General features: G+C 35.1%; 24 protein-coding genes and 1 pseudogene. 17 read left to right on the forward strand and 8 right to left on the reverse strand.

Going from position 1 to position 23,300, the window contains the following annotated elements; genetic code table 11:
- Positions 1 to 8 precede the first annotated feature (8 nt).
- The 4 genes from LAU42_RS02315 (at position 9) to LAU42_RS02330 (ending at position 3,557) form a co-directional block, all read left to right on the forward strand.
- The gene (locus LAU42_RS02315) at positions 9 to 1,493 is read left to right on the forward strand and encodes a sugar ABC transporter ATP-binding protein (RefSeq protein ID WP_224184088.1); all 1,485 of its coding nucleotides are present in this window, start codon (positions 9 to 11) and stop codon (positions 1,491 to 1,493) included.
- Complete coding sequence (locus LAU42_RS02320; RefSeq protein ID WP_224184089.1) at positions 1,486 to 2,427, forward strand: ABC transporter permease; 942 nt, start codon at positions 1,486 to 1,488, stop codon at positions 2,425 to 2,427. The genes LAU42_RS02315 and LAU42_RS02320 overlap by 8 nt, the downstream gene beginning before the upstream one ends.
- Positions 2,428 to 2,440: 13 nt before the next feature.
- The gene (locus LAU42_RS02325; protein ID WP_224184090.1) at positions 2,441 to 3,349 is read left to right on the forward strand and encodes a D-ribose ABC transporter substrate-binding protein; all 909 of its coding nucleotides are present in this window, start codon (positions 2,441 to 2,443) and stop codon (positions 3,347 to 3,349) included.
- A gap of 64 nt (positions 3,350 to 3,413) precedes the next feature.
- A complete protein-coding gene (locus LAU42_RS02330) occupies positions 3,414 to 3,557 on the forward strand; it encodes a hypothetical protein (protein ID WP_224184091.1) in 144 nt (47 codons plus the stop codon).
- A 61-nt stretch (positions 3,558 to 3,618) separates the two neighbouring features.
- On the opposite strand, the gene LAU42_RS02335 is transcribed toward LAU42_RS02330, so the two are convergent.
- Positions 3,619 to 3,996, reverse strand: a complete 378-nt coding sequence (locus tag LAU42_RS02335; RefSeq protein ID WP_224184092.1) for a hypothetical protein — start codon at positions 3,994 to 3,996, stop codon at positions 3,619 to 3,621.
- Positions 3,997 to 4,428: 432 nt separating this feature from the next.
- On the opposite strand from LAU42_RS02335, the gene LAU42_RS02340 reads away from it, so the two are divergent.
- Positions 4,429 to 5,952 carry an AbgT family transporter gene (locus LAU42_RS02340; RefSeq protein WP_224184093.1) on the forward strand — a complete coding sequence of 508 codons (1,524 nt, stop codon included), beginning with the start codon at positions 4,429 to 4,431 and terminating at the stop codon, positions 5,950 to 5,952.
- Positions 5,953 to 6,030: 78 nt separating this feature from the next.
- On the opposite strand, the gene LAU42_RS02345 is transcribed toward LAU42_RS02340, so the two are convergent.
- Genes LAU42_RS02345 through LAU42_RS02355 form a run of 3 tightly spaced genes read right to left on the reverse strand, consistent with a single transcriptional unit; the run spans position 6,031 to position 7,333 of the window.
- Positions 6,031 to 6,792 (reverse strand): sulfite exporter TauE/SafE family protein, encoded by a 762-nt coding sequence (locus LAU42_RS02345; RefSeq protein ID WP_224184094.1) that lies wholly within the window; start codon positions 6,790 to 6,792, stop codon positions 6,031 to 6,033.
- The gene (locus LAU42_RS02350; protein WP_224184095.1) at positions 6,777 to 7,067 is read right to left on the reverse strand and encodes a rhodanese-like domain-containing protein; all 291 of its coding nucleotides are present in this window, start codon (positions 7,065 to 7,067) and stop codon (positions 6,777 to 6,779) included. The genes LAU42_RS02345 and LAU42_RS02350 overlap by 16 nt, the downstream gene beginning before the upstream one ends.
- Before the next feature lie 5 nt (positions 7,068 to 7,072).
- A complete protein-coding gene (locus LAU42_RS02355) occupies positions 7,073 to 7,333 on the reverse strand; it encodes a metal-sensitive transcriptional regulator (protein ID WP_224184715.1) in 261 nt (86 codons plus the stop codon).
- A 150-nt stretch (positions 7,334 to 7,483) separates the two neighbouring features.
- On the opposite strand from LAU42_RS02355, the gene LAU42_RS02360 reads away from it, so the two are divergent.
- Together LAU42_RS02360 and LAU42_RS02365 are read left to right on the forward strand one after the other, a co-directional pair.
- Positions 7,484 to 9,922, forward strand: coding sequence for a CoA-disulfide reductase (locus tag LAU42_RS02360; protein WP_224184096.1), 2,439 nt, complete (start codon positions 7,484 to 7,486; stop codon positions 9,920 to 9,922).
- 10 nt (positions 9,923 to 9,932) lie between these two features.
- Positions 9,933 to 11,246 (forward strand): MBL fold metallo-hydrolase, encoded by a 1,314-nt coding sequence (locus LAU42_RS02365; RefSeq protein WP_224184097.1) that lies wholly within the window; start codon positions 9,933 to 9,935, stop codon positions 11,244 to 11,246.
- A 39-nt stretch (positions 11,247 to 11,285) separates the two neighbouring features.
- On the opposite strand, the gene pcp is transcribed toward LAU42_RS02365, so the two are convergent.
- Positions 11,286 to 11,921, reverse strand: a complete 636-nt coding sequence (gene pcp / locus LAU42_RS02370) for a pyroglutamyl-peptidase I (RefSeq protein WP_224184098.1) — start codon at positions 11,919 to 11,921, stop codon at positions 11,286 to 11,288.
- A gap of 19 nt (positions 11,922 to 11,940) precedes the next feature.
- A complete protein-coding gene (locus LAU42_RS02375; RefSeq protein WP_224184099.1) occupies positions 11,941 to 12,366 on the reverse strand; it encodes a 6-pyruvoyl trahydropterin synthase family protein in 426 nt (141 codons plus the stop codon).
- Positions 12,367 to 12,845: 479 nt separating this feature from the next.
- On the opposite strand from LAU42_RS02375, the gene mqo reads away from it, so the two are divergent.
- The 4 genes and pseudogenes from mqo to LAU42_RS02395 all read left to right on the forward strand — a co-directional run bounded on the left by mqo (position 12,846) and on the right by LAU42_RS02395 (position 16,778).
- Positions 12,846 to 14,336, forward strand: a complete 1,491-nt coding sequence (gene mqo, locus LAU42_RS02380) for a malate dehydrogenase (quinone) (RefSeq protein WP_224184100.1) — start codon at positions 12,846 to 12,848, stop codon at positions 14,334 to 14,336.
- 65 nt (positions 14,337 to 14,401) lie between these two features.
- On the forward strand, positions 14,402 to 15,340 hold the full coding sequence (locus tag LAU42_RS02385) for a bile acid:sodium symporter family protein (protein ID WP_224184101.1): 939 nt from the start codon (positions 14,402 to 14,404) through the stop codon (positions 15,338 to 15,340).
- Between the two features lie 69 nt (positions 15,341 to 15,409).
- Positions 15,410 to 15,691 (forward strand): annotated as a pseudogene (gene adhP, locus LAU42_RS02390) (alcohol dehydrogenase AdhP); the annotation flags it as partial.
- A 175-nt stretch (positions 15,692 to 15,866) separates the two neighbouring features.
- Positions 15,867 to 16,778: a nuclease-related domain-containing protein gene (locus tag LAU42_RS02395; RefSeq protein ID WP_224184102.1), complete on the forward strand. Its 912-nt coding sequence runs from the start codon at positions 15,867 to 15,869 to the stop codon at positions 16,776 to 16,778.
- A 444-nt stretch (positions 16,779 to 17,222) separates the two neighbouring features.
- Here the strand turns inward: LAU42_RS02395 and LAU42_RS02400 are convergent, their stop codons facing one another.
- A complete protein-coding gene (locus LAU42_RS02400) occupies positions 17,223 to 18,701 on the reverse strand; it encodes an aldehyde dehydrogenase family protein (RefSeq protein WP_224184103.1) in 1,479 nt (492 codons plus the stop codon).
- A 393-nt stretch (positions 18,702 to 19,094) separates the two neighbouring features.
- Between LAU42_RS02400 and LAU42_RS02405 the strand changes: the two genes are divergently transcribed.
- From LAU42_RS02405 to LAU42_RS02430, 6 genes are all read left to right on the forward strand, one after another.
- Positions 19,095 to 19,727 (forward strand): C40 family peptidase, encoded by a 633-nt coding sequence (locus LAU42_RS02405; protein WP_224184104.1) that lies wholly within the window; start codon positions 19,095 to 19,097, stop codon positions 19,725 to 19,727.
- Positions 19,728 to 19,838: 111 nt separating this feature from the next.
- On the forward strand, positions 19,839 to 20,276 hold the full coding sequence (locus tag LAU42_RS02410) for a GNAT family N-acetyltransferase (protein ID WP_224184105.1): 438 nt from the start codon (positions 19,839 to 19,841) through the stop codon (positions 20,274 to 20,276).
- Between the two features lie 13 nt (positions 20,277 to 20,289).
- Positions 20,290 to 20,814 (forward strand): methylated-DNA--[protein]-cysteine S-methyltransferase, encoded by a 525-nt coding sequence (locus LAU42_RS02415; RefSeq protein WP_224184106.1) that lies wholly within the window; start codon positions 20,290 to 20,292, stop codon positions 20,812 to 20,814.
- 10 nt (positions 20,815 to 20,824) lie between these two features.
- A complete protein-coding gene (locus LAU42_RS02420) occupies positions 20,825 to 21,157 on the forward strand; it encodes a zinc ribbon domain-containing protein YjdM (protein ID WP_224184107.1) in 333 nt (110 codons plus the stop codon).
- Positions 21,154 to 22,287 carry a DUF418 domain-containing protein gene (locus LAU42_RS02425; RefSeq protein ID WP_224184108.1) on the forward strand — a complete coding sequence of 378 codons (1,134 nt, stop codon included), beginning with the start codon at positions 21,154 to 21,156 and terminating at the stop codon, positions 22,285 to 22,287. The genes LAU42_RS02420 and LAU42_RS02425 overlap by 4 nt, the downstream gene beginning before the upstream one ends.
- Positions 22,288 to 22,352: 65 nt before the next feature.
- Complete coding sequence (locus LAU42_RS02430) at positions 22,353 to 22,859, forward strand: hypothetical protein (RefSeq protein WP_224184109.1); 507 nt, start codon at positions 22,353 to 22,355, stop codon at positions 22,857 to 22,859.
- Between the two features lie 24 nt (positions 22,860 to 22,883).
- Here LAU42_RS02430 and LAU42_RS02435 read toward each other — a convergent pair whose 3' ends face one another.
- Positions 22,884 to 23,249, reverse strand: coding sequence for a hypothetical protein (locus LAU42_RS02435; RefSeq protein ID WP_224184110.1), 366 nt, complete (start codon positions 23,247 to 23,249; stop codon positions 22,884 to 22,886).
- Positions 23,250 to 23,300: the final 51 nt, after the last annotated feature.

Genomic DNA, 23,300 nt, shown 5'->3' on the forward strand with positions numbered 1-23,300 from the left:
GTGCGACAATGATTAAAATGTCAAATATTCATAAAGCATTTGGTGCAAACAAAGTACTAAAAGGCGTCGACTTTTCACTTAACAATCAGACAGTACATGCTTTAATGGGTGAGAATGGTGCTGGGAAGTCAACACTGATGAATATTCTTTCGGGTATACATCAACATGATAACGGTGAAATCTTTGTTGATGGCACAAGTGTAAATTACAATTCACCAAAGGAATCTGAACAAGCAGGTATTCAGTTTATTCATCAGGAATTAAATATTTGGCCAGAAATGACCGTACTTGAAAATTTATTTGTCGGTAAAGAATTGACGACAAATTTTGGTAAAACAGATGATAAAAAAATGAAAGCAGAAGCTTTAAAAGTATTTAATCGATTAGATTTTCACTTACCATTAAATAAAGTTGCAGGCAGTTGTTCAATCGGAGAACAGCAAATGATAGAAATCTCTAAAGCATTAATGACTGATGCGAAAGTGATTATTATGGACGAACCGACAGCAGCACTAACGGATAAAGAAATTGATAAGTTATTTGAACTCATTAATCAGCTTAAATCAGAAGGTGTAAGTTTCGTGTATATCAGCCACCGTATGGATGAAATATTCAGAATTTCAGATGAGATAACAGTTATGCGTGACGGTGTTTCTGTGATGCATAAACATACGGAAGATACAACATATAATGAACTCGTACATGCAATGGTAGGTAGAAGTTTAGAACAACAATTTCCGGATCGAACTGTTACACCAGGAGATATACTGCTGGAAGTTAAAGCACTTTCAAATGATACATTCGGTATGAAAGGGATTAATTTCAATTTAAGAAAAGGTGAAATTCTCGGATTTAGTGGACTGATGGGTTCTGGTCGCACTGAAATTATGCGTAGTTTATTTGGAATAGATCGTGGTGTGAAAGAAGTAGTCATTGAGGGGAAAAGTGTAACCATTAAAAATCCAGGTGATGCTATTAAACATGGATTAGCACTGATTACAGAAAATCGAAAAGATGAAGGGCTCGTACTTGATGCATCGATTAAAGATAATATGACGATGGCTAACTTAAAAAGTTTTACAAAGAATGGTTATATTGTGAATCAACCACTTGAACTGTTCGTAGACCAAATGCAGCAAAGATTGTCGATTAAATCAGATAAGAATTTAAACGTTGGCGCATTATCTGGAGGTAACCAGCAAAAAGTTGTAATTGCAAAATGGGTAGGTAATGGACCTAAAGTATTGATATTGGACGAGCCGACACGAGGTATTGACGTTGGTGCAAAACGTGAAATTTATAATTTAATGAATGAATTAACGGAGCGTGGTATATCCATCATAATGGTATCTTCAGAAATGCCTGAGATTATTGGACTTAGTGATCGTGTGTACGTAATGCAGGAAGGTCAGATTAAAGGTGAACTAAAAGGCAAGCATATTTCCCAGGAAAATATTATGACACTCGCTACAGGAGGCGAAATCAATGAATAGTAAAGCAGCAAATAAAACGAATATTATAGAAAAGCTTGGACCATTACTTGGATTACTGATTTTAGTAATCATTATTACAGTACTCAATAATAGTTTTATTGCACCGAGCAATATTTTTAATTTATTGAGACAAGTATCGATTAATGCACTTATTGCTTTCGGTATGACATTTGTTATTTTAACAGGTGGAATTGATTTAAGTGTTGGTTCTATATTAGCGTTATCAAGTGCACTAACAGCAATTCTGATTACGAGTGGCGTTGATCCGGTATTAGCCTTATGTATTGGCGCATTAATTGGAACAGTACTTGGTGCAATTAACGGTGTACTCATTACATTAGGCAAAATAGCTCCATTTATCGCAACGCTTGCAACAATGACAATTTTCAGAGGATTGACACTCGTCGTCACAAATGGTAATCCAATTACTAACTTAGGTGATAGTATCCCGTTCCAAATGTTTGGTAAAGGGTATTTCTTCGGAATACCAGTACCAGCAGTAACGATGATTATTGCATTTGCAGGGTTATACTTTATACTGCATAAAACGATTTTCGGAAAACATACTTATGCAATTGGTGGTAATGAAAAAGCAGCATTTATTTCTGGTATTAAAGTTAATAAAGTTAAAGTTATGATTTATTCAATCTCTGGGTTGATGGCAGCTATTGCTGGTGGCATATTAACTTCAAGATTAAATTCAGCACAACCTACAGCTGGAGCTTCGTATGAGTTAGATGCAATCGCAGCGGTTGTGCTTGGTGGTACATCACTTTCAGGTGGAAAAGGACGTATTTTTGGCACGCTAATCGGTGTACTTATTATCGGTGTATTAAACAATGGATTAAACTTACTCGGCGTATCATCATTTTATCAGCAAGTAATTAAAGGTATTGTTATTCTAATTGCGGTATTAATCGACCGTAAGAAATAAAGGAGCGTAAACTATGAAGAAATTAATCGCACTTATAATCGTTTCATTACTCATTTTGTCAGCATGCAGTTTAGAACCACCTGCATATTTAAAAGAAGATAAAACAAAAAAAGATAATAAAGATATTACAATCGGTGTAAGTCTATCTACGTTAAACAATCCATTCTTCGTAAAAATGAAAGAAGGTATTGAAAAACAAGCAAAATCACACGGCTTTAAAGTTAAAGTTGTAGATGCACAAGATGATTCAGCGAAGCAATCAAATGATATTGACGATTTAATTCAACAACAAGTAGATTTCTTAATTATTAACCCGACAGATTCAGCAGCAATATCTGCATCTGTTCAAAATGCTAATAATCAGGATATTCCAGTTATTACTTTAGACCGTTCAGTAGATAAAGGAAAAGTAACACAGTTTATCGCCTCAAATAATATTGAAGGTGGAGAAATGGCTGGAAAACTAATTGTCGATAAGTTAGGAGAAGGTACTAAAGTTGGAGAGTTGGAAGGTGTTCCAGGAGCAAGTGCTACACGAGAACGTGGACAAGGATTCCATAATGTTGCAGATAAAAAATTAGATGTTATTGCAAAACAGACTGCTAAATTTAATCGCGCAGAAGGATTAAATGTCACACAGAATATGATTCAGTCAAATCCAGATATTAAAGCAATTTTTGCACATAATGATGAGATGGCACTCGGGGCAATTGAAGCAACTGCAGGGAAAGATATTCTTGTAATTGGGTTTGATGGTAATGATGATGCGATGAAATCAATTAAAAACAAACAACTTGATGCAACCATTGCACAGCAACCAAGTTTAATGGGTGAAAGTGCAGTGAAAACGATTGCTCAGATTAAAACAGGTAAGAAAGTTGATAAAGAAGTGAAAGTACCACTTAAAATAGTTCAACAATAATAGTGTGCTTAATATTATGCTTAAAGGGTATTACAAACTATACAAAAGTATAGGAGGGATACACATGAAGGTCGATAAAGACACGACAAGTGAAAGAACTCAGAAAATGCCCGAATCATCGCTCGATGGTCCGATGAATGAAAAAGTTAAAGAACAGCTTACACTAAAGCCAGGAGAAAAGAAAGTAAGTAAAGAAGATCAGAAGTAGTGGGTAATAACTAAAACAAGCTGGATTAGTAACATTACTAATCCAGCTTGTTTTATTAGAGCTATTTTACTTCTTTAAATGTTACTATATTTTTTTTGTGTTCATTGAGTGTTTTTAATTCTTCATCTTTTTCCTTGCCATCTATGACCATTTTAACGATCTTACCTTCGTAATAACCTTCTTCTTTTTTCTCAACTTCTATATCCATCTCAGTACCTTTATCATCTGTTAAACTTAAAGTCTTATCTTTAAACTCGTATTTCATCTTTTCATTTTTAGAATCATCTTTAGGTTTAACCGTACCATTATTTTCAAAAACAAGTGTATCTTTACTACCCATAATATCTACATCAAATGTTTTGCCTTTAAACTCGCCACCTGAACCACAAGCACCTAATAAAAAGACAAATAAAAGTGCAACTAAACTCATTTTTTTCATAATAATCCTCCCTAAATAATGTAATATGTTACAAAGTTTATTATACATAATTACAACTATTTACACTAATGATGTGAATTGACATATCAATTTTTGAAGAATTACATTTGATGCATTTTAACCCAATTATTATTTTCTTAAAATCAAAGTCAGGTCGTTTATCCTGGAAAGAAAGTGGTCGATGCGCCTTATTAAACTAGTTTTTTATTAATACTTCTCTTTCAGTCACTGGCTTTTCTGTATGAATTCTATCAAAAATTTTATTAAGATTATAATAAGTAAGCCATTTAAAGAATTATCGGTATAGAATTGCTTATTAATAAATAGGAAGTTTTGTTCCTTCTCTGTTTTTTGTTTGTTGAAATAATTTTGTGAGTTATGTAAAATACACTTTATAAATTCTGAAAATTAAAATAATTAGGAGGAGATGAGATGAAGGAACAATCAGTAAAGAAGAGGAGTTTCATTGATAAGTTTTTAGATGTGATTGAGAAGTCAGGAAATAAACTTCCAGATCCAGTCGTTATCTTTATGTCTTTATGTTTAATTATATTGATAGCTTCATTTGTGACGGGACAAATGGGTGTATCAGCAAAGAATCCTGCAGATGGAAAAGTAATTAAAGCAGTAAATTTATTAACGCCTGAAGGTATTGCGAAAATTATATCAGAAGCGGTAAATAATTTTGCAACCTTTCCACCACTCGGATTAGTACTCGTAGTAATGATTGGAGTAGGTATCGCTGAAAAAACGGGATACTTTGAGACGTTGATGAAATATACAATTGAGAGAACACCTCGTAAGATCATCGTTCCTGTTATCATAATTGTTGGGATTCTCGGAAATGCTGCAGGGGATGCAGCACCGATAGTGTTACCACCGATTGCTGCGATGGTATTTATCAAACTTGGATATCATCCGGTTGCGGGTCTCGTAATGGCATATGCATCTGCTTTAGGTGGTTTTTCTGCGAGTATTATGTTAGGTATGAGTGATGCATTGGTTGTGTCTTTCACAGAACCAGCTACCAAACTTGTTGATGATAGTGTTTCTGTAAATGCCGCAATGAACTATTATTTTTTATGTGTATCTACAATATTACTATTAATTGTAACGTGGATAGTCACAATGAAAATTACAGTTCCAAGATTCGGATTATATCAGAGTAACGATAATGATGCATCAAATGAAGTAACGCCTACAGAGCGAAAAGCAATGATTATTGCAAATATTGCATTAGTTATTACGATAGTGATAATCGCTGCTATATCAATACCTGAAGATGGATTGTTAAGAAATGCTAAGACGGGAAGCTTAATTGAAGATTCACCATTTATGAATGGTATTGTTCCTATTATTACTTTGTTGTTTTTTATACCTGGAATTGTATATGGATTTGTAGCAAAAACGATGCGTAGTACAAAAAAGTTTGCGGAAATGCTTGGTGAGTCTATGAGTACGATGGGGCCATTAATCGTTATCGTATTTTTTGCAGCACAAATGCTTGCGTATTTTAATTGGAGTAAATTAGGAACGATTATTGCTATAAAAGGCGCTGAAGCACTTGAAGGTCAAAACGGTGTTGTATTAATACTAGGTGTATTATTTTTATCGGGGTTTATTAATATGTTGATAGGTAGTGCCTCTGCTAAATGGGCAATTTTAGCACCTATACTTGTACCTATGCTTATGTTATTAGGATTTCATCCTGCATTTACTCAATTAATTTATAGGGTAGGAGACTCTGTTACAAATCCGATAACACCAATGATGCCTTACTTACCATTGTTATTATCATATGCTCAGAAATATGTTAAAGATATAGGATTAGGAACATTGATTGCAGCTTTAATGCCATTCTCTATCGCATTCGGTATATTCTGGACTATTTTACTAATTGCATGGTACTTCACAGGGCTACCAGTTGGACCAGGTGGACCAATTTATTTGAAATAGTGAGTGAGAAATTGGCGCGGTGCCAAATTCGAGGCAGATTAAAAGCGTGAAATTGGTATGATGCCAATTTCACGCTTTTTATATCATATTCATTAACATCTTAATTGCTGCAAGTGCAATTAAGAATGCTAGTATTACCCTTAATAATTGCTGGTTTGTCTTTCTTGATACTTTCGTTCCAATTGGCGCAAATAGCAAGCTTGCAATGACAAGCGGTAACATCATCATAAAATCGATTTGTCCTGTCATCGACTTCATGATGAATGTGCCAACTGATGAGATAAATGCTATCACGATACTACTCGCAACAACACTTCTAAAAGGTGCTTTAAAAATTGCAAGCAATACCGGAACAATGATGAATGCACCCCCTGCACCAACGATTCCTGAGAGTATTCCTATAGCAAGTGCGGTGATAAATAGTGCAATTTTATTAAAAGTTGTGTGCTCATTCTCTGGTTTTACTTTGACAAACATTAAGAAAACGGCAAGTATCGCTAAAAATGTATAGACGATATTGATTAATGAATCATCAAATATTGAAGCACTAAATGCGCCGATTAAACTTCCAAGTAATATACCTGCTCCCATTGGTACAATAATCCCTTTATTGAGGTCAGGATTATTGCGTTGACTCATGCTGCCGCTCAGCGTACTAAAGAATACTTGTGCTGCCGTAAGTCCGGATGCAATTTCAGGTGTTATCTTATAGCCGAATATCGGCGGAATAAATAGCAGCATCGGATAAATTACAATAGCGCCACCGATTCCGACAAGTCCTGATATGAATGCACCAAATGCCCCAATTAAAGAGAGGATTAAAATTAAAGACGTGTCCATTCAATCATGCCGCCTTGGACATTTGTCGTCTTAATATCAAATTGTTGCAGGTAGTCACATGCCATACCACTTCGGTTACCTGAACGACAAATAATAATGTAGTCATCTTCTTTGTTAAATTTATCGACATGCTGATCCAGTTCAGACAAAGGAATATTTATAGCTTCGTTAATATGTCCTGCTTCAAATTCCTCTATTTCTCTTACGTCGATCAACTTGATTTCTGCACTTTGTTCAAGTAATTGTTTTAAACTGTTCACTGTAATTGTATTCATTTTATTTACCTGCTCTTTATCAATAGATTTACTGCTTCTTTTACAAGATCGTCAGTATCTGTTTCGTTTTTTACACTATCTTTAACACATTGCGCTAAATTCTCACTTACAATAACGCCTATTAAGCGTTCAATCCCACTGCGTGATGCGCTGAGCTGCGTTACGACATCTTTACATTCTTTATCTTCTTCCATCATTTTCAGGATGCCGTTCAATTGGCCCTGCAGTCGTTTAAGACGATTAATCTGATTTTTATCGTATTTCATATTATACCTTCTTTCGTAATTCATGATATTCATACTATATACCCCTCTAGGTATTGTGTCAAATATTAAAAATACCCATATAGGTATTTGACAACTTGATAAACAATGGTTTATTATACCCCTATAGGTATTTAATGAGGAGGAAACAAAATGAGAAAAATTATGATTATTGGTGGTGTAGCAGGTGGCGCATCTGTAGCAGCACGTTTAAGACGATTAAATGAACAAGATGAGATAACTATTATTGAAAGAGGTCCGCATGTATCATTTGCAAACTGTGGATTACCTTATTACATCGGTGATGAAATAAAAGATAGAGATAAATTATTAATTCAAACACCTGAACTGATGAATGATCGTATGAATATTAACGTCAGAACCAATACAGAAGCGACTCAAATCAATCCGGATAATAAAACAGTCGTACTTAAAACAGAGCACGGTGTTGAAGAAGCCTCTTATGATATTCTTATTCTTTCGATGGGAGCACGTGCGATTGAGGTACCAATTGAAGGTGCAAAACAAAGCCATGTCTTAACTTTAAGAAATATTCCGGATATGGATAAAATAAAATCTTATATAAACGAGCGTAATGTAAAAACAGCGTCTGTCGTAGGTGGAGGTTTTATTGGGTTAGAAATGGCAGAGAATTTACATGCTCTAGGAATTGATGTAACACTTTTTGAACTTGGTAATCAAGTGATGCCTGGCATGGATAAAGATATGACAAAATTATTAGAAGCGCATATGGTTCAGAAAGGTGTCAATTTAAAATTAAATTCATCCATTAAAAAGATAAACGAGAAAAGTGTCATTGCAGAAAATGGAGAAGAAATTTTTAGTGATATGGTAATTATGGCTATCGGTGTTGTACCTGAATCGACAATTGCAGAAGTAGCAGGCATTGAAACAGGTGTTAAAGGTGCAATCAAAACAAATGATGTATTTGAAACTTCAATTAAAGCTATTTATGCTATCGGTGATGTTGCAGAAGTGACACATAAAATTTCAGAGCAGGATGTTCATATTCCACTTGCCTGGATAGCGAATCGTCAAGGTCGCTTACTTGCTGACCACTTAAATGGTAAACAGATTGAAAAAGTAAAACCAATTGGTACTGCTATTGCAAAAGTATTTGATTTAAATGCAGCAAGTACAGGTCTTAATGAGCGTACTCTTAAGGCTCGAGGGTTAGATTATCGTGTTGTACACGTATCAGGCCAATCAAATGCAACATATTATCCTGGTGCAGAACCAATGACGATTAAAGCGTTATTCAGTCCGGAAGGGAAAATATATGGAGCTCAAATTGTTGGTCGCAAAGGTGTTGATAAGCGAATAGATTTAATCGCAAGTGCAATGACATTTAATCAGGATATTAGACGTTTATCAGAAATTGAAATTGCATACGCACCACCATTCTCTTCAGCAAAAGATCCGGTAAACATGGTTGGTTACATTGCACAAAATGTAATTGAAGATGATATGAAGCTTATTCAATATGATGAAATTAACCATTATAAGCAAATAATAGATGTACGAGAACCGATTGAATATGAAATGGGGACGATTAAAGGTGCAAAGAATATACCACTTGGCACATTGCGCAATCGTCTGGATGAACTTGATAAAAACATACCGGTAGCGATTTTTTGCCAAGTTGGTCAACGTGGTTATAACGCTGCACGTATATTACAGAATAATGGCTTTAACGTTGTGAATTTAGATGGAGGTTATAAACATTACAAAGCGATGAATGAAAAGGTAAATCCACCGGAAGTAAAAGCAGTTGAACAAGTGCAGAATGAAAAACTAACTATAAAGGAGCAACTCATGAAAAATGAAGATAGACGCGTTATAGAAGCGAGTGGTCTGCAATGCCCAGGACCAATCCTTAAAGTAAAAGAGAATATGGATGAAATGAAAGACGGTGAACAACTCGAAATACACGTAACGGATTTTGGTTTCTGTACCGATATCGAAGCGTGGGCAAAAAATACAGGAAATACAATGATCAGCAATGAAACAAAGGATGGCAAAGTAGTCGCAGTAGTACAAAAGGGAAACGATTTACCCGTTAACGTGCTGAACGACAAGGATGGTCATCAACTCGTTGAAACGAAAAATGGTGCTACGATGGTTGTGTTTAGTGGCGATCTTGATAAGGCGTTAGCATCATTTATCATTGCAACTGGTGCTGCGTCATATGGTAAAGAAGTGACGATGTTCTTTACGTTCTGGGGTCTAAATGTCATTAAGAAACCGGGCGTGACTGTCGCAAAAGAAGGACTCGATAAAATGTTCAGCAAGATGATGCCGAAGCATGCAGGTAAACTACCGATTTCTAAAATGAATATGGGTGGTGCAGGTGCAAAAATGATTCGCCACGTCATGAACAAGAAGAAAGTAGATTCTTTAGAAACAATGATTGAAAAAGCGCAATCGATGGGTGTTAAGATGGTTGCGTGTACGATGAGCATGGATATTATGGCGATAACAAAAGAAGAACTTATTGATGGTGTTGAATATGGCGGCGTTGCAACATACTTAGGTGATACTGAACAATCAAACTTAAACTTATTTATTTAGGAGGGACATTATGTATTTCAAACAATTTTTTAATGAACAACTCGCGCAATATTCTTATTTAGTCGGATGTCAAAAAACAGGAGAAGCAATCATTATCGATCCACTGCGTGACATTACTCCGTATATTGAAGCTGCAGAACAAGAAGGACTACGTATTACACATGTAACTGAGACACATATTCATGCGGACTTTGCTTCAGGTATTAGAGAAGTGATTAACATGGGAGCACAAGGTTTTGTATCAGGACATGGTGGTAAAGATTGGACATATCAAGATATTAAAGCAGGTATTATTCATGAAGAAGACGTTATAAAAGTAGGGAATGTGAAACTTGAAGTGTTACACACTCCTGGGCACACACCTGAAAGTATTAGTTTTCTCCTGTATGATAATGGAATGAACGTACCAATGGGACTATTTACAGGGGACTTTATCTTTGTTGGTGACGTAGGGCGACCTGATTTGCTTGAAGAAGCAGCAGGTATTAAAAATACGACAGAAACAGGTGCGAAACAAATGTTTCAATCACTGAAAAAGGTGGATAAGCTTCCAGACTTCATACAAATATGGCCGGGACATGGTGCAGGTAGTGCATGTGGTAAATCGTTAGGTGCAGTTCCCATGACGACACTTGGATATGAGCGTGCAAACAGCTGGGCATTCCAGATCAATGAAGAACAAGTATTCATTAAAGCATTAACTAGTGAACAACCTGAGCCACCGTATTATTTTGCTGAAATGAAGCGTATCAATCGTGATGGTGTAGCATTAATGCATCATAATATTGTAACACCGGTAGATGAAATTAAAGAACGTGCAATAGATATTCGACCTAAAGAAGTTTATGCAGAAAATCTTTCTGATGGTATTAATATTCCTTACAACAAGAAATTTTTATCTTTTGCAGGTTGGTATTTAGATTATCAAAAACCATTGCAATTAGTTGGTGATTTTGAGACGGTACAAAAAGCAGCGCATGATTTAAAAATGATTGGTTTTGATAAAGTTACGACATATGTGGACACAGTAAATGGTAAATCATACAAAAAGATTGTTCCGGAATCATTTAAACAGTTAGATAGAGAGAAAATTAATATTCTAGACGTACGTACGAATAAAGAATGGAATGAAAGTCACTTTAAAGAGGCGGTACATATACACTTTGGAAAACTATTAAAGAAAAGCGTTCCATTTAATCAAAACGAAAAAATTTATGTACATTGCCAATCAGGTGTCAGAAGTGCTATAGCAATGAGTATTCTAGAACAGCAAGGATTTACGAATTTAATTAATATTAATGGTGGCTATCAAGCTATAAAATAAAACACAGACGCTTATACGAAGTTATTCGTATAAGCGCTTTTAATGTATAGTCCCGGTATTCAGCGTTATATCTTCTTGATGCGTCAGTGCTGCCTGGATTGCAGTGTAAAGTGCTTCAGTCATTGTTTCTATCGGCATTGATGGTTTGTCTTTCGTTTGCTCTGGAGCATATGGTACGTGAATAAAACCACCTCGCATAGAAGGGAACTCTTTAGTGATTGTATGCAGCAATTGATACATCACTTCGTTGCAGACAAATGTGCCAGCACTGTATGAAATTTCTGCTTGTATATCTTTATCCTGAATCGCTTTTACCATCGCTTTAACGGGTAAGTTAGAGAAATATGCATTATCACCTGTGACGATGACATTCTCATCTTGCGGTTGATTTCCTTCATTATCCGGAATTCGTGCTTCAATTATGTTAATCGCAACTTGTTCAATGGATATTGCACTTCTACCACCTGCCTGACCTACGCATATAATGATATCAGGTAAGTTTTTCATTATTGCATCTCTTATTAGTGCTGCACCTTTATAAAAGACGGTCGGGATTTGCATTTTAATGATCTGTGCTCCGTCGATTGTTTCAGGTAAAGCATTCACTGCTTCATATGATGGATTAATTTTTGCACCATCAAATGGTTCAAAGCCTGTTATTAATACTCTTTTCAATGCAACTTCCTCCTTTTAATTAAACAAAATGATTACGATTTATAATTACTCTATGTTGATCGCATTCTGAAAATGTAATTTCTTCAAGCGAAACGTTTTCTGGCAGAATATTATTGAAAGATGTCCATATATAGTAGCAGAGATTCTCTGCAGTCGGATTAATATTCGGTAACGCTAAATTGATGATATTAGAGTTAAGCGTTTCAGATAAATGATTATCATATAAATTCCGAATATAAAAAAAGTCAACAGCAATACCGTTTTCATTGACTTTCGAGGAGATGGTGATTGTGAATTTGTACAAATGTTCAATTAAATATTTATATAACGTATCTGAAAAAAATATTCTGCTACTTGTTTTGAAGGAAAAGTCGAGTTGTAAATATATTAATTCATGATAGTAAGGATTTGAAGTATTCTTTACATTATTCAATATATTCTGCATAAAATTCTCTCCTATATATTAATGATAAAATTACATATTTAAAACTTAATACGTGAGGATGGATGATGATGAAATTTGTTAAAGTAACATTAGTAAGCGCGTTATTGTTCACAAGTTGTGCTACATTTGAGCCGAATCAAACAGAGGCGGCTACAGTGTCACAATTCAGGTAGAGCGGTAAGTCATTACCAGTTAAATATGGAAATTTTAAAACTCATAAACAAAGAAAGACGCGTATATGGTATTGCATCGTTACGATATAATAATAACAATTATATCTCTCAAGGTACAAATTTGCTTGCAAATGAGATTAGAAGATACTTTGCGCACTACCGTCCAATAGAAGATTGTTATTATTGTACTATTATATTGTATCCGGTTACATTTTTTTATATTAAATGCTTTACTACGATTACAAATGACAAAAAAAGGTCTATAATAGAAGTAATGGAGTTCAAAAATATTGGGGGCAGGAATGAATGAAGCGTAAATTTAAAGAAACAGATGTAATTTTAATTGGTGGCGGAATTATGAGTGCAACACTAGGTGTGTTGTTAAAGGAACTTGATCCGTCAATTAACATTAAAGTTTTTGAAAAATTAGAAGCTGCAGGTCTTGAAAGCTCGAATGTATGGAATAATGCAGGAACTGGGCATTCTGCTTTATGTGAATTAAACTACACGAACGAAGATGCAGATGGCAATATCGATATTACAAAAGCAAGTGGTGTAAATGAGCAGTTCCAACTATCGAAACAGTTATGGGCATATCTTGTAGACCAAGGTAAGCTAAAGCATCCTGAAGGATTTATTATGCCTGTACCACATTTAAGTTTCGTTGAAGGTGAACAAAATGTTGACTTCTTAAAACGTCGTTTAAAAGCGTTCGAAGGGAATCCATTATTTGAAGGAATGGAGCTAACAGAAGACCATGATAAGATGCGTGAATGGGTACCATTAATGATGAAAGGTCGTAATCCCGATGAAAAGATTGCGATTACACGTATGGAAGCAGGGACTGATGTTAACTTCGGTGCGTTAACGAATGACTTGTTTGATATTATGACTTCTTATGAAGGTGCAGTGATTCATTATAACCATGCCGTAAAAGATATTAAACGTAATGAAAACGGTACATGGGATGTAAAAGTCTATGATGAAAAAGCAAAGAAATCTGAAATCCATAGTGCGAAGTTCGTGTTTATCGGAGCAGGTGGATATTCGTTACCATTATTACAGAAGACGAAGATTCCAGAGGCAAAAGGTGTCGGTGGCTTCCCAGTAAGCGGATTATTCTTAGTATGTAAAAAGCCTGAAATTGTGGAACAGCATTTAGCGAAAGTATATGGAAAAGCGAAAGTTGGCGCTCCTCCGATGTCAGTACCACATTTAGATACGCGTTATATTGATGGTGAGCGTGCATTATTATTCGGACCATATGCAGGTTTCTCACCAAAGTTCTTAAAAACAGGTCGATATACGGATTTAATCGAATCTGTAACACCAGGTAACATCGCAAATATGTTATCAGCTGGTGCGAAAGAAATGAAATTAACACAATACTTAATTTCACAAGTAATGCAGAATCACGAAGCACGTATGGAAGAATTACGTGAATTCGTTCCGAATGCTAAATCAGAAGATTGGGAAATTGTCGTTGCAGGACAACGTGTACAAGTGATTAAAGAAACTGAAGCAGGCGGAAAAGGTACGCTTCAGTTCGGTACAGAAGTGATTACAAGTAAAGATGGTAGTATCGCAGCGTTACTGGGGGCTTCACCTGGTGCATCAACAGCAGTTCACGTTATGTTACGTGTTATTAATGAATGTTTCGGGAATCGTATGACAGAATTTGAACCGAAAATTAAAGAAATGATTCCTTCATACGGTAAGAAATTAGCAGAGCATCCAGAATTATTTGAAGAAATTAATAAACAGACAGCACGTGCACTTGGCTTAAAAGAAAAGTAATTACTAAAAACAGAAGAACAAAATGTTCTTCTGTTTTTATATGAGTTGGGAGATAGTTTTTCATCATGCTTGATAAAATGAATGGTGTTATACAAAAATATATTGCATTTTTAACGATCAGTAGTTTAATTCTCGGTATTATATTTGATGATTTTGGAAAACAGTTTCTATTATTTGTACCTTATTTATTTGCCTTTATGACATTTGCAAGTAGTATTCGCATGAAATTCAGCGATTTGAATGTATTTTATAAAGCGCCTCGTGCCATATTATTCTGTTTGTTAATACTGCATATTATAATGCCGATTATTAGTTACGTTATTGCGCAATTCGTATTCGATGATCCGTTACTCATTATCGGATTTGTCATGCTGATGTCTGTACCGACCGGTGTCACAAGTATTATTTGGATCAATGTTGGTAGAGGTGATATACCATTAGGACTTGCTGTCGTCATGCTTGATACGATGCTAGCACCGATTATTATTCCGACAACACTCCACTTCGTTGCGATGAAGTCTGTAGAAATTGATACGAGTAGTTTAATTATCGATTTAATCATGATGATTGTCGTCCCGACGATTATTGCAATAATTTTAAATGAAATTAGTAAAGGAAAAATACCTGATATTATTGGCACAAGGCTTAGTCCGTTTAGCAAACTTGCATTATTCTGTATTATATTTGTAAATGGTGGAGCGATTTCGCCATATATGAAAAAGTTTTCGTGGGAATTATTCATCATTATACTTGTTGTTTTCGTAGTCGTTGTAAGTGGTTATATAGTGAGTGTTGCATTGAGTCATTTTATGGAACATAGCTATGCGAGACATGTGAGCATTACATTTTTATGTGGAATGCGTAACATCTCTACAGGCGTCATTGTCGCAACAACATATTTCCCGGCAAAAGTTGCGATGCCTGTTGCTTTCGGGATGCTCTTTCAGCAATTATTAGCAAGTATCGTAAGTCAGCAATTGGAACGATACAGACCACAAAATTGACACAAAAAATGTGTCAATTTTATTTATTTTCTTTTATGCGAATATATTCACATGATAAAATCGAGTTTAAAAGAAGTTGGCGGTGCACGTGCATCAGTTGTAACAGCAGCAAGTAAAGTTGTCTGTGTCGGCTTACCACCAGAAACAATGGATTTATCAATCGTTAAAACTGTTCTGGATGGTATTGAAGTAGTAGGCTTTTTAGTTGGAACACGTGAAGACTTACGTGAAGCATTCCAGTTTGGTGCAGAAGGTAAAGTAGTACCGATTGTTGAAACGCGTTGCTTACATGAAGTGAATGATGTGTTTAAAGAGATGCATGAAGGGAAAATTCAAGGTCGAATGGTAATCCGATATGCATATACAATAAAATTAAATTTTGGCGTGATATTTTTCAAAAATTGCAGGAATTCCTGCAATTTTTTTAGTTTTCGGCTGAAATTTTTTAAAAACTGCATTTTTCGTTGATAGACGTGCGTTTGCGCATAAAAAAATTACGCATTATATTGAAGTTGAGGTGATCATTTTGATAAAAAAAGTCCATGAACCAACTTCTATTAATGCGTATTTATATGAACTTGAACACAGAATTCATATGGAGCAGGAAGATTATCTTAAATTTGTGAAGTACAAAAAAGGATACGAAGGAGAACTAAAATTCTTTGAAATGATTGAACAATTAGATGGAGATTTTGTTGTTTTATGGGATATAAATTTTGTAAGGCCGGTACGCGTGCAATATGATTTCATAATTATTACATCGAAAAATATACTTCACTTTGATATTAAAAATTATAGTGGCAACTACCGATATCAGAATAACCGTTTGATCAGTGAACACGGCAAAACAGATAAAGATATATTCATACAATTGGATAATGCGAATGCATATTTAAATCAGTTGATTGCAAAGTATGAAATGCCTCAAAATCTCATCAGTAAAATTATTTTTATTAATGAAGATTTAAATTTAACAGGATTTAACGGTAAAGACTGTGTGATGTTCGCACATGAACTTAATGCGGTATTTAATTATTTGAAAACATGTAAAGGTATCACACAACAAATGAAAAATTTTGCTGATGCGCTTATACAGATGCATGATAATGAAGGAATTGAAAAACGCATTTATTATTATAATATCGACGAAATGAAACTTGGCCTACGATGTCCTAAATGCAGAAAAATTGAAATGCGGAGGGTTCCTGAAAAACAATATTTACAATGTAGTTGTGGGTACAAAATTTCAAATCATGATGCAATCCTCGCTGCATATGAAACATTAAGGTTATTAGGAATGAAACAAATTCAAAGGAAAGATATTGTAGCTTTTACAGGAATATCAGTTCGAACAGTAGCGCGATATGCGAATAAACTATTTAATAAAAAATCTAAGCATAGGGGGACGTATTATGAGAAAGATGAATTAGAACTATAAAATCTGAAACGGTAGAAGGAGGCACGTAAATAAAAAACACGTGCCACATTGGCCACGAGAACCTCTTGAAACGGTAGAAAGTGGCACGTAAATAAAAAACACGTGCCACATTGGCCACGAGAACCTCCTGAAACGGTAGAAAGTGGCACGTAAATAAAAAACACGTGCCACATTGGCCACGAGAACCTCTTGAAACGGTAGAAAGTGGCACGTAAATAAAAAGCACGTGCCACATTGGCCACGAGAACCTCTTGAAACGGTGGAAGGTGGCACGTAAATAAAAAACACGAGCCACTTTGGACATGGGAACTCTCTGAAACAGTGGGAGGTGGCACGTAAATAAAAAACACGTGCCACATTGAGAGTTCATCGTTAATCCGATATAGACGCAAACCAAAAAAATCATCCCATCCAATTTGGATGGGATGTGCTTACTTATTTATATTATTGGTAGATTCCTTTTGCTTTGTCAGAGTAATCGATGTAAATACATTTCACTTGCTGATAGTGACGTAATGTTTCTTTATAAGTTTCACGTCCGATACCTGATTTCTTATAGCCACCGAATGGTGAACCTGCTGGAATCTGATTGTATGTGTTAATCCAGATGCGGCCAGTGTCAATTGCATTCGCAACTTGTAATGCATCGTTAATATTTGCAGTGAAGATTCCACCAGCTAAGCCGTATTCTGAGTCATTAGCTTTCTCGATAACTTCTTCTTTCGTTTTAAACTTAGATACTAATACAACAGGTCCAAAGATTTCTTCCTGTACTAAACGAGATTTGTTGTCTTCGAACTCAATAATTGTTGGTGGGAAGAAGAAACCTTTATCACGTCCGTTATCCATTAAACGTTTACCACCAGTAACAATATTCAAACCTTCTTGTTTTGCGATTTCCATATATTCTTCGATTTTATCGATTTGAGCCTGACCTGTTTGTGAACCGTAATGGTTGTTCTCATCCATTGGATCGCCTACGTTTACTTTTTCAAATGCTGCTTTTAATTTACTAATAAATTCATCATAAATGCCTTCTTGTACATATAGACGGCTTCCGGCAGAACATACTTCACCCTGGTTAAATAAAATACCAAGTTGCGCACCTTCAACAGCTTGATCAAGGTTAGCATCATCAAAAATAATGTTTGCGCTTTTTCCACCTAGTTCTAGTGTAGCAGGTACGATACGTTTTGCTGCTGCTTCTGCAACGCTGTACCCAACTTCTGTTGAACCTGTAAATGAAACTTTCGCAACATCTTCATGATTGAAAATTGCATTACCAGATTCTGATCCCTTACCTGTAACGACGTTTAATACACCTTTAGGTAATACATCCTGTATAATTTCTGCTAATTTAAGTAATGATAAAGGTGTAGATGAAGATGGTTGAATTACAACTGCGTTTCCTGCAGCAAGTGCTGGCGCGAGTTTCCATGCTGCAAGAAGCATTGGGAAGTTCCATGCGACAACAGCACCGACTACTCCGATAGGTTCGTGCTTAATCACACTGATAACATTTGCATCAACTTCTTTATTCGTTCCTTCATCTGCTAAAATAACACCAGCGAAATATCTGAAATGCTCAGCTGCAAATGGCAAGTCAATATTAAATGACTCACGAATTGCTTTACCACTGTTTAATGATTCAATTTTCGCAAGCTCTTCACGATGTTCATCCATTTTATCTGCAATTTTGTTTAAAATCTTTGCGCGTTCTGTATGCGAAGTATGACGCCAAGTTTTAAATGCCTCTTTCGCTGATTGAACAGCATCATCAACATCTGCTGCTGTACCTTTTGCGATTTTAGCTAATACTTCGCCTGTAGCAGGATTCGTAACATCAAGCGTTTCCCCTGATGCACTGTCTTTAAATTCACCATTAATAAATAAACCATACTGTTCTTTTAATAAGTTACTCATGATTGTCCTCCTAATAGTAAAATTTCTTGCTACCCGAATTGTACAACTGTCTTCTATAAAAGTGCAATAGAGTTGCCCTATTTAATTTCAGAAAATTTAGTTAAATGGTTGTAGATTGTTGAATAGTATTCGTTTTGTAATATATTTGGATAATGCTTACAGTTGAAAGGTGAGGTATCTTAAGAAATTCACTGATATAACAACGTTTATTGAAAAGATGCTTTTGTTACAGACGTATACAAAATATATCACTTAAGTAACAAATTATTAACAATACCCCAAATGATGTTTAAACATGCTATAGTAATTTCAGTGCTAAACGAGGCACACAATTAACCAAATAAAATATATAACTTTAATATAATCATTAAAATTACCGGAGGAATTTATATTATGAAAAAATCAGCATTAGCTTTAACGGCATTAGTGTCATTATCAACATTAGGAACTACTCAAGTAGACGCAGCAGCTTATGGAAGAGCAGATGCCTCTAATACAACTACAAGTGTAAACACTCAATACTCAAATAACATCAACTATACATATAACAATGATGGTTCATATACTTATAATTATGATTACAACACACCAGTAGCATCTGCACAAACTGCAGTATCATCCGACTCAAACACTCCTGTTGTTTCTCAAACTTCAGTAGTACAAAAAGCACCAGCAACTACTGCTGTGAGCGGAGACGTTGCTTCAGTAGCATTAAGTGTTGCAGCAGGTAAATCATATGTGTTCGGAGCAAACTCAGCTTCAGCTGTTGACTGTTCTTCATTTGCACAACAAGTTTTAGCAGCGATGGGTAAATCAATTCCACGTTCGACATATGCACAAAGAGATGCAGGAACACAAGTTTCTACACCACAACCAGGTGACTTAGTATTCTTTAACAACTATAGCCACGTAGGTGTATATATCGGTGGAGGACAAATGGTTGATGCATTAAATCCATCTGAAGGAATCGGACAACGTTCAGTAAGCTACGTAAGTGGTTACATTGATGGATACTACAGATTCTAATTATTTCATAAGTAAGCATTGGGGCATAAGTCTCAATGCTTTTTATTTTTAACTTTATTATTTTTATATCCTATATTACAATCAAGGAAACATGTAAAGGTGGAGAAGCATTTGTGGCATTATAAAACTTATGAATCATTAACGCATGATGAAATTTATCAGATCTTCAAACTTAGAATAGATACATTTGTTGTTGAACAGCAAAGTTATTACCCTGACATTGATGAAAGAGATTTATCATGCATCCATTATTTCAAAAAAGAGGGCGACAAAGTAGCTGCTTATGCGCGTATCATATTAGATGAAAATAAAGTAAAATTAGGTCGCGTGATTGTTAATCCAGAATTTCGTGGGCAAGGACTTGCACGTGAACTTGTTCAAAATGGACTTGATTATGTAAAAGAAAATTATTCAGATAAAAATATTTCACTCAGTGCACAGGCACATTTAAAAGACTTTTATGCGAGTTTCGGTTTAATACCATCATCAGACATATATTTTGTAGATTTAATTCCACATATTGATATGTCTCGTAAACCATTTGCATAAACAAAGTGAGAGGATGAATCATTTGAAAGTATATATTACGCACTTTCTTTTGAACGATACAGATTTTATCATCGCTTCGAATGCTTCAGGTGTTATTTATTTAGCGAATGACGATACGATGGAGTATTTAAATCGACATATCGAGCGATTCTACAGTGAGGCAGTAAAAGTTACAGGATATGAAGCGGATCAGTTAAACGCGCGCTTCATTGAAGACTTGAGATTATACTTCAAGGGCGAACTGAAACAGTTTAACTGGCCACTTAATTTAGCAGGTACAGATTTCCAAAAGAAAATATGGTCATCGCTCTGTAATATTCCGTATGGTACAGCAGTGACATATAGTGAAATCGCCTCATTATCTGGTAATAAACAGGCCGTACGCGCAGTTGGTGGTGCAGTTGGTGCAAATCCGGTAATGATAGTAGTACCTTGCCACCGCGTTATCGGCAAGAATGGTGAACTAACTGGATTCAGCGGTGGTCTTGATATGAAACGTACATTATTAGCAATTGAAAATATTAAATATATAAAATAAGGAGATAACTATGACAATTCCAGCATGTCCAAAATGTAATTCAGAATATACTTATGAAGATGGATTAAACTACGTATGTCCGATGTGTGCTCATGAATGGCCACAGGAAGAAATTGTAGAAGAAGTAGTCGTGAGAGATGCAAACGGCAACGTCTTACAAGACGGGGACAGTGTATCTGTAATTAAAGACTTAAAAGTTAAAGGAAGTTCTTCAGTTATAAAGCAAGGAACGAAAGTGAAAAATATTAAACTTGTTGATCCGGATAATGGACACGATATCGATTGTAAAATTGATGGATTTGGCCAAATGAGTTTAAAGAGTGAGTTTGTTAAGAAATTATGATGAAAAGAATCGAAAGTATCGATGTAATGCGCGGTATTAGTATAATGGGAATTTTGTTCATGAACATCGTAGGATTTCATATGAACGAGTTGTATACACATCCGATAGACCATTTTCATACATCAATGGATCGATTTCTGTACTATTTGGATGTATTATTCGTCCATAATTCATTTTATCCAATCTTTTCGTTTTTATTTGGCTTTGGTTTAGCAATTATGGCAGCGAATATAAAAGAACGTGGCGGTAATTTTTTACCCATCCTTTATCGTAGAGTATTTGCTTTATTAATATTCGGTATGCTGCATGGTGTACTTATCTTTTATGGAGATATACTGAACGTTTATGCAGTATTAGGTATGATTGCTATTATATTTTTGTTATTGCCAAATATAGTGAGCCTCATTACCGCAACTGTCATTTCAGTATTGTATTTACTTATCAATTTAATATTGATGGTAGCAGCTATCGTTGAGCCTCAAATGCTTCAGTTTACTTCATCGGAAGAAAGTAAACATTGGATTGATGTAATGCATAGTGGTGATATCGGTAAGATTATCACGCTTAATCAGCAGTTCTTTCTTGAAAATTTCAGTGCACTTAGTGTTACAGGCATTTTTAGTTATGGTTTGTCTGTATTGCCATTTATATTATTCGGTATGTTTGCGATGCGTGCAAACTTGATAGACCGTATCAACCTCAACAAGAAGGTATCAATAACGATTGCATTTATCAGCTTTATTATAGGATTACTTATCAAGTACTATACGATTTACGCAGATTTAAATATGTTTTCTGGTCAGGCGTTTATCTTCTACGGTGGAACATTCGTTGCAATCAGCTACTTTATAGCAACAGTACTCGTTTGTAATTACAAACCTATTTATACGTATTTAAAACCATTTCAACGAGCAGGAAAAATGAGTTTTACTTTATATATTACGCAAAGTGTAATAATGTTTATTATATTTTACGTATTTAAATTATATGCAATGCTTTCGCTCGTTGAAGTTTATATGATTGCAGTTATCATTATTATATTAGAATTAGTGTTTGCAACTCTTTATTTCAAACGATTTAAGTATGGACCACTTGAGTGGATATGGAGAAAAATTACATACTTAAAATAATTGCTCATTATATGATTGTGATTTAAAATATGTTATAATGTACTAGCTAAAAGGAGGTGTATCAAATGGCGAATCTACAGGAACAAATTGCTGAGTCAGTATTGGCAGGTAATTTTTATGCAACTGAAAAGTTAATGAACGCAACAGATTTTATGGAATTTGAAGAAGCATTTATCAGCGCAAGTCACGAAAGTGAGTCGGTCATGTATTATACATTTATATTAGAAATGATGAAAAAAGAAGAATCGGTTGAATTACATGATCTTGCATTTTTACTACTTGTATATCCGTTGAGTGAAGTGAAAGGTGCATTTGATAGTGCATATTTCCATGCTGAACGAGCTGTTGTAATGACAGACTATAAGGAAATTAAAAACTTACTGCAGTTATTATTCTTATACACGACGCCAACGCCAGTATTATCAGATCGTGAAGCATTTGATACATCTAAGAGAATACTTGCGATTGATTCAACGAACCAGGTTGCAAGAACTTTAATGAAGAAAGCTGCGAAAAAATTAGATAAAGTTGTCGTAGATATTAAAGACTTTAATCAGTACAAAAACGCTTAAGACAGTGTCTTAAGCGTTTTATGTTTATTCAAGCCATAGTTCAATCGGTACAATAATTGGAAATTGACCTCGGTCTTCAGATAACTTTGTAACGATTGATGACGCTTTTGCGAATAATGGAATGGCATACATTGCTTCATTTTGTTTTATGTCAGCAAGAATATCAGTACCTTCTTCCCCCTGAATCAGCATCGTTGTTTCGATGACGCCGTCAACTTGTGTACCGAAATGCCCGAACATAAAGGTAAGTTTAAATTCAAATACGTGTGGATCATCGCTGCCAGTATAATCTAATCGATGCATTACAGTAGGTTCTTCAGAATTGCTTTCAAAGTCTCTTACATGCGCTTCTCTTACATATGTCTGTACAATTTGTTTATGAATTTCCATATTAAAGCTCCTTTTCATCGTGTTATTTATATAATGAAATAAACGCTTTTA

Source organism: Macrococcus armenti, from assembly GCF_020097135.1.
Classification (GTDB): domain Bacteria; phylum Bacillota; class Bacilli; order Staphylococcales; family Staphylococcaceae; genus Macrococcoides; species Macrococcoides armenti.

Coding starts and splice junctions, on each gene's coding strand:
- LAU42_RS02320 (WP_224184089.1), top strand. CDS start 1,486: ATGAATAGTAAAGCAGCAAATAAAACGAATATTATAGAAAAGCTTGGA.
- LAU42_RS02415 (WP_224184106.1), top strand. CDS start 20,290: ATGAATCATTTGAAAGTATATATTACGCACTTTCTTTTGAACGATACA.
- LAU42_RS02315 (WP_224184088.1), top strand. CDS start 9: ATGATTAAAATGTCAAATATTCATAAAGCATTTGGTGCAAACAAAGTA.
- LAU42_RS02375 (WP_224184099.1), bottom strand. CDS start 12,366: ATGCAGAATATATTGAATAATGTAAAGAATACTTCAAATCCTTACTAT.
- LAU42_RS02355 (WP_224184715.1), bottom strand. CDS start 7,333: ATGAAATACGATAAAAATCAGATTAATCGTCTTAAACGACTGCAGGGC.
- LAU42_RS02345 (WP_224184094.1), bottom strand. CDS start 6,792: ATGGACACGTCTTTAATTTTAATCCTCTCTTTAATTGGGGCATTTGGT.
- LAU42_RS02340 (WP_224184093.1), top strand. CDS start 4,429: ATGAAGGAACAATCAGTAAAGAAGAGGAGTTTCATTGATAAGTTTTTA.
- LAU42_RS02430 (WP_224184109.1), top strand. CDS start 22,353: ATGGCGAATCTACAGGAACAAATTGCTGAGTCAGTATTGGCAGGTAAT.
- LAU42_RS02350 (WP_224184095.1), bottom strand. CDS start 7,067: ATGAATACAATTACAGTGAACAGTTTAAAACAATTACTTGAACAAAGT.
- LAU42_RS02405 (WP_224184104.1), top strand. CDS start 19,095: ATGAAAAAATCAGCATTAGCTTTAACGGCATTAGTGTCATTATCAACA.
- mqo (WP_224184100.1), top strand. CDS start 12,846: ATGAAGCGTAAATTTAAAGAAACAGATGTAATTTTAATTGGTGGCGGA.
- LAU42_RS02420 (WP_224184107.1), top strand. CDS start 20,825: ATGACAATTCCAGCATGTCCAAAATGTAATTCAGAATATACTTATGAA.
- LAU42_RS02425 (WP_224184108.1), top strand. CDS start 21,154: ATGATGAAAAGAATCGAAAGTATCGATGTAATGCGCGGTATTAGTATA.
- LAU42_RS02435 (WP_224184110.1), bottom strand. CDS start 23,249: ATGGAAATTCATAAACAAATTGTACAGACATATGTAAGAGAAGCGCAT.
- LAU42_RS02360 (WP_224184096.1), top strand. CDS start 7,484: ATGAGAAAAATTATGATTATTGGTGGTGTAGCAGGTGGCGCATCTGTA.
- LAU42_RS02325 (WP_224184090.1), top strand. CDS start 2,441: ATGAAGAAATTAATCGCACTTATAATCGTTTCATTACTCATTTTGTCA.
- LAU42_RS02365 (WP_224184097.1), top strand. CDS start 9,933: ATGTATTTCAAACAATTTTTTAATGAACAACTCGCGCAATATTCTTAT.
- LAU42_RS02385 (WP_224184101.1), top strand. CDS start 14,402: ATGCTTGATAAAATGAATGGTGTTATACAAAAATATATTGCATTTTTA.
- LAU42_RS02330 (WP_224184091.1), top strand. CDS start 3,414: ATGAAGGTCGATAAAGACACGACAAGTGAAAGAACTCAGAAAATGCCC.
- LAU42_RS02335 (WP_224184092.1), bottom strand. CDS start 3,996: ATGAAAAAAATGAGTTTAGTTGCACTTTTATTTGTCTTTTTATTAGGT.
- LAU42_RS02400 (WP_224184103.1), bottom strand. CDS start 18,701: ATGAGTAACTTATTAAAAGAACAGTATGGTTTATTTATTAATGGTGAA.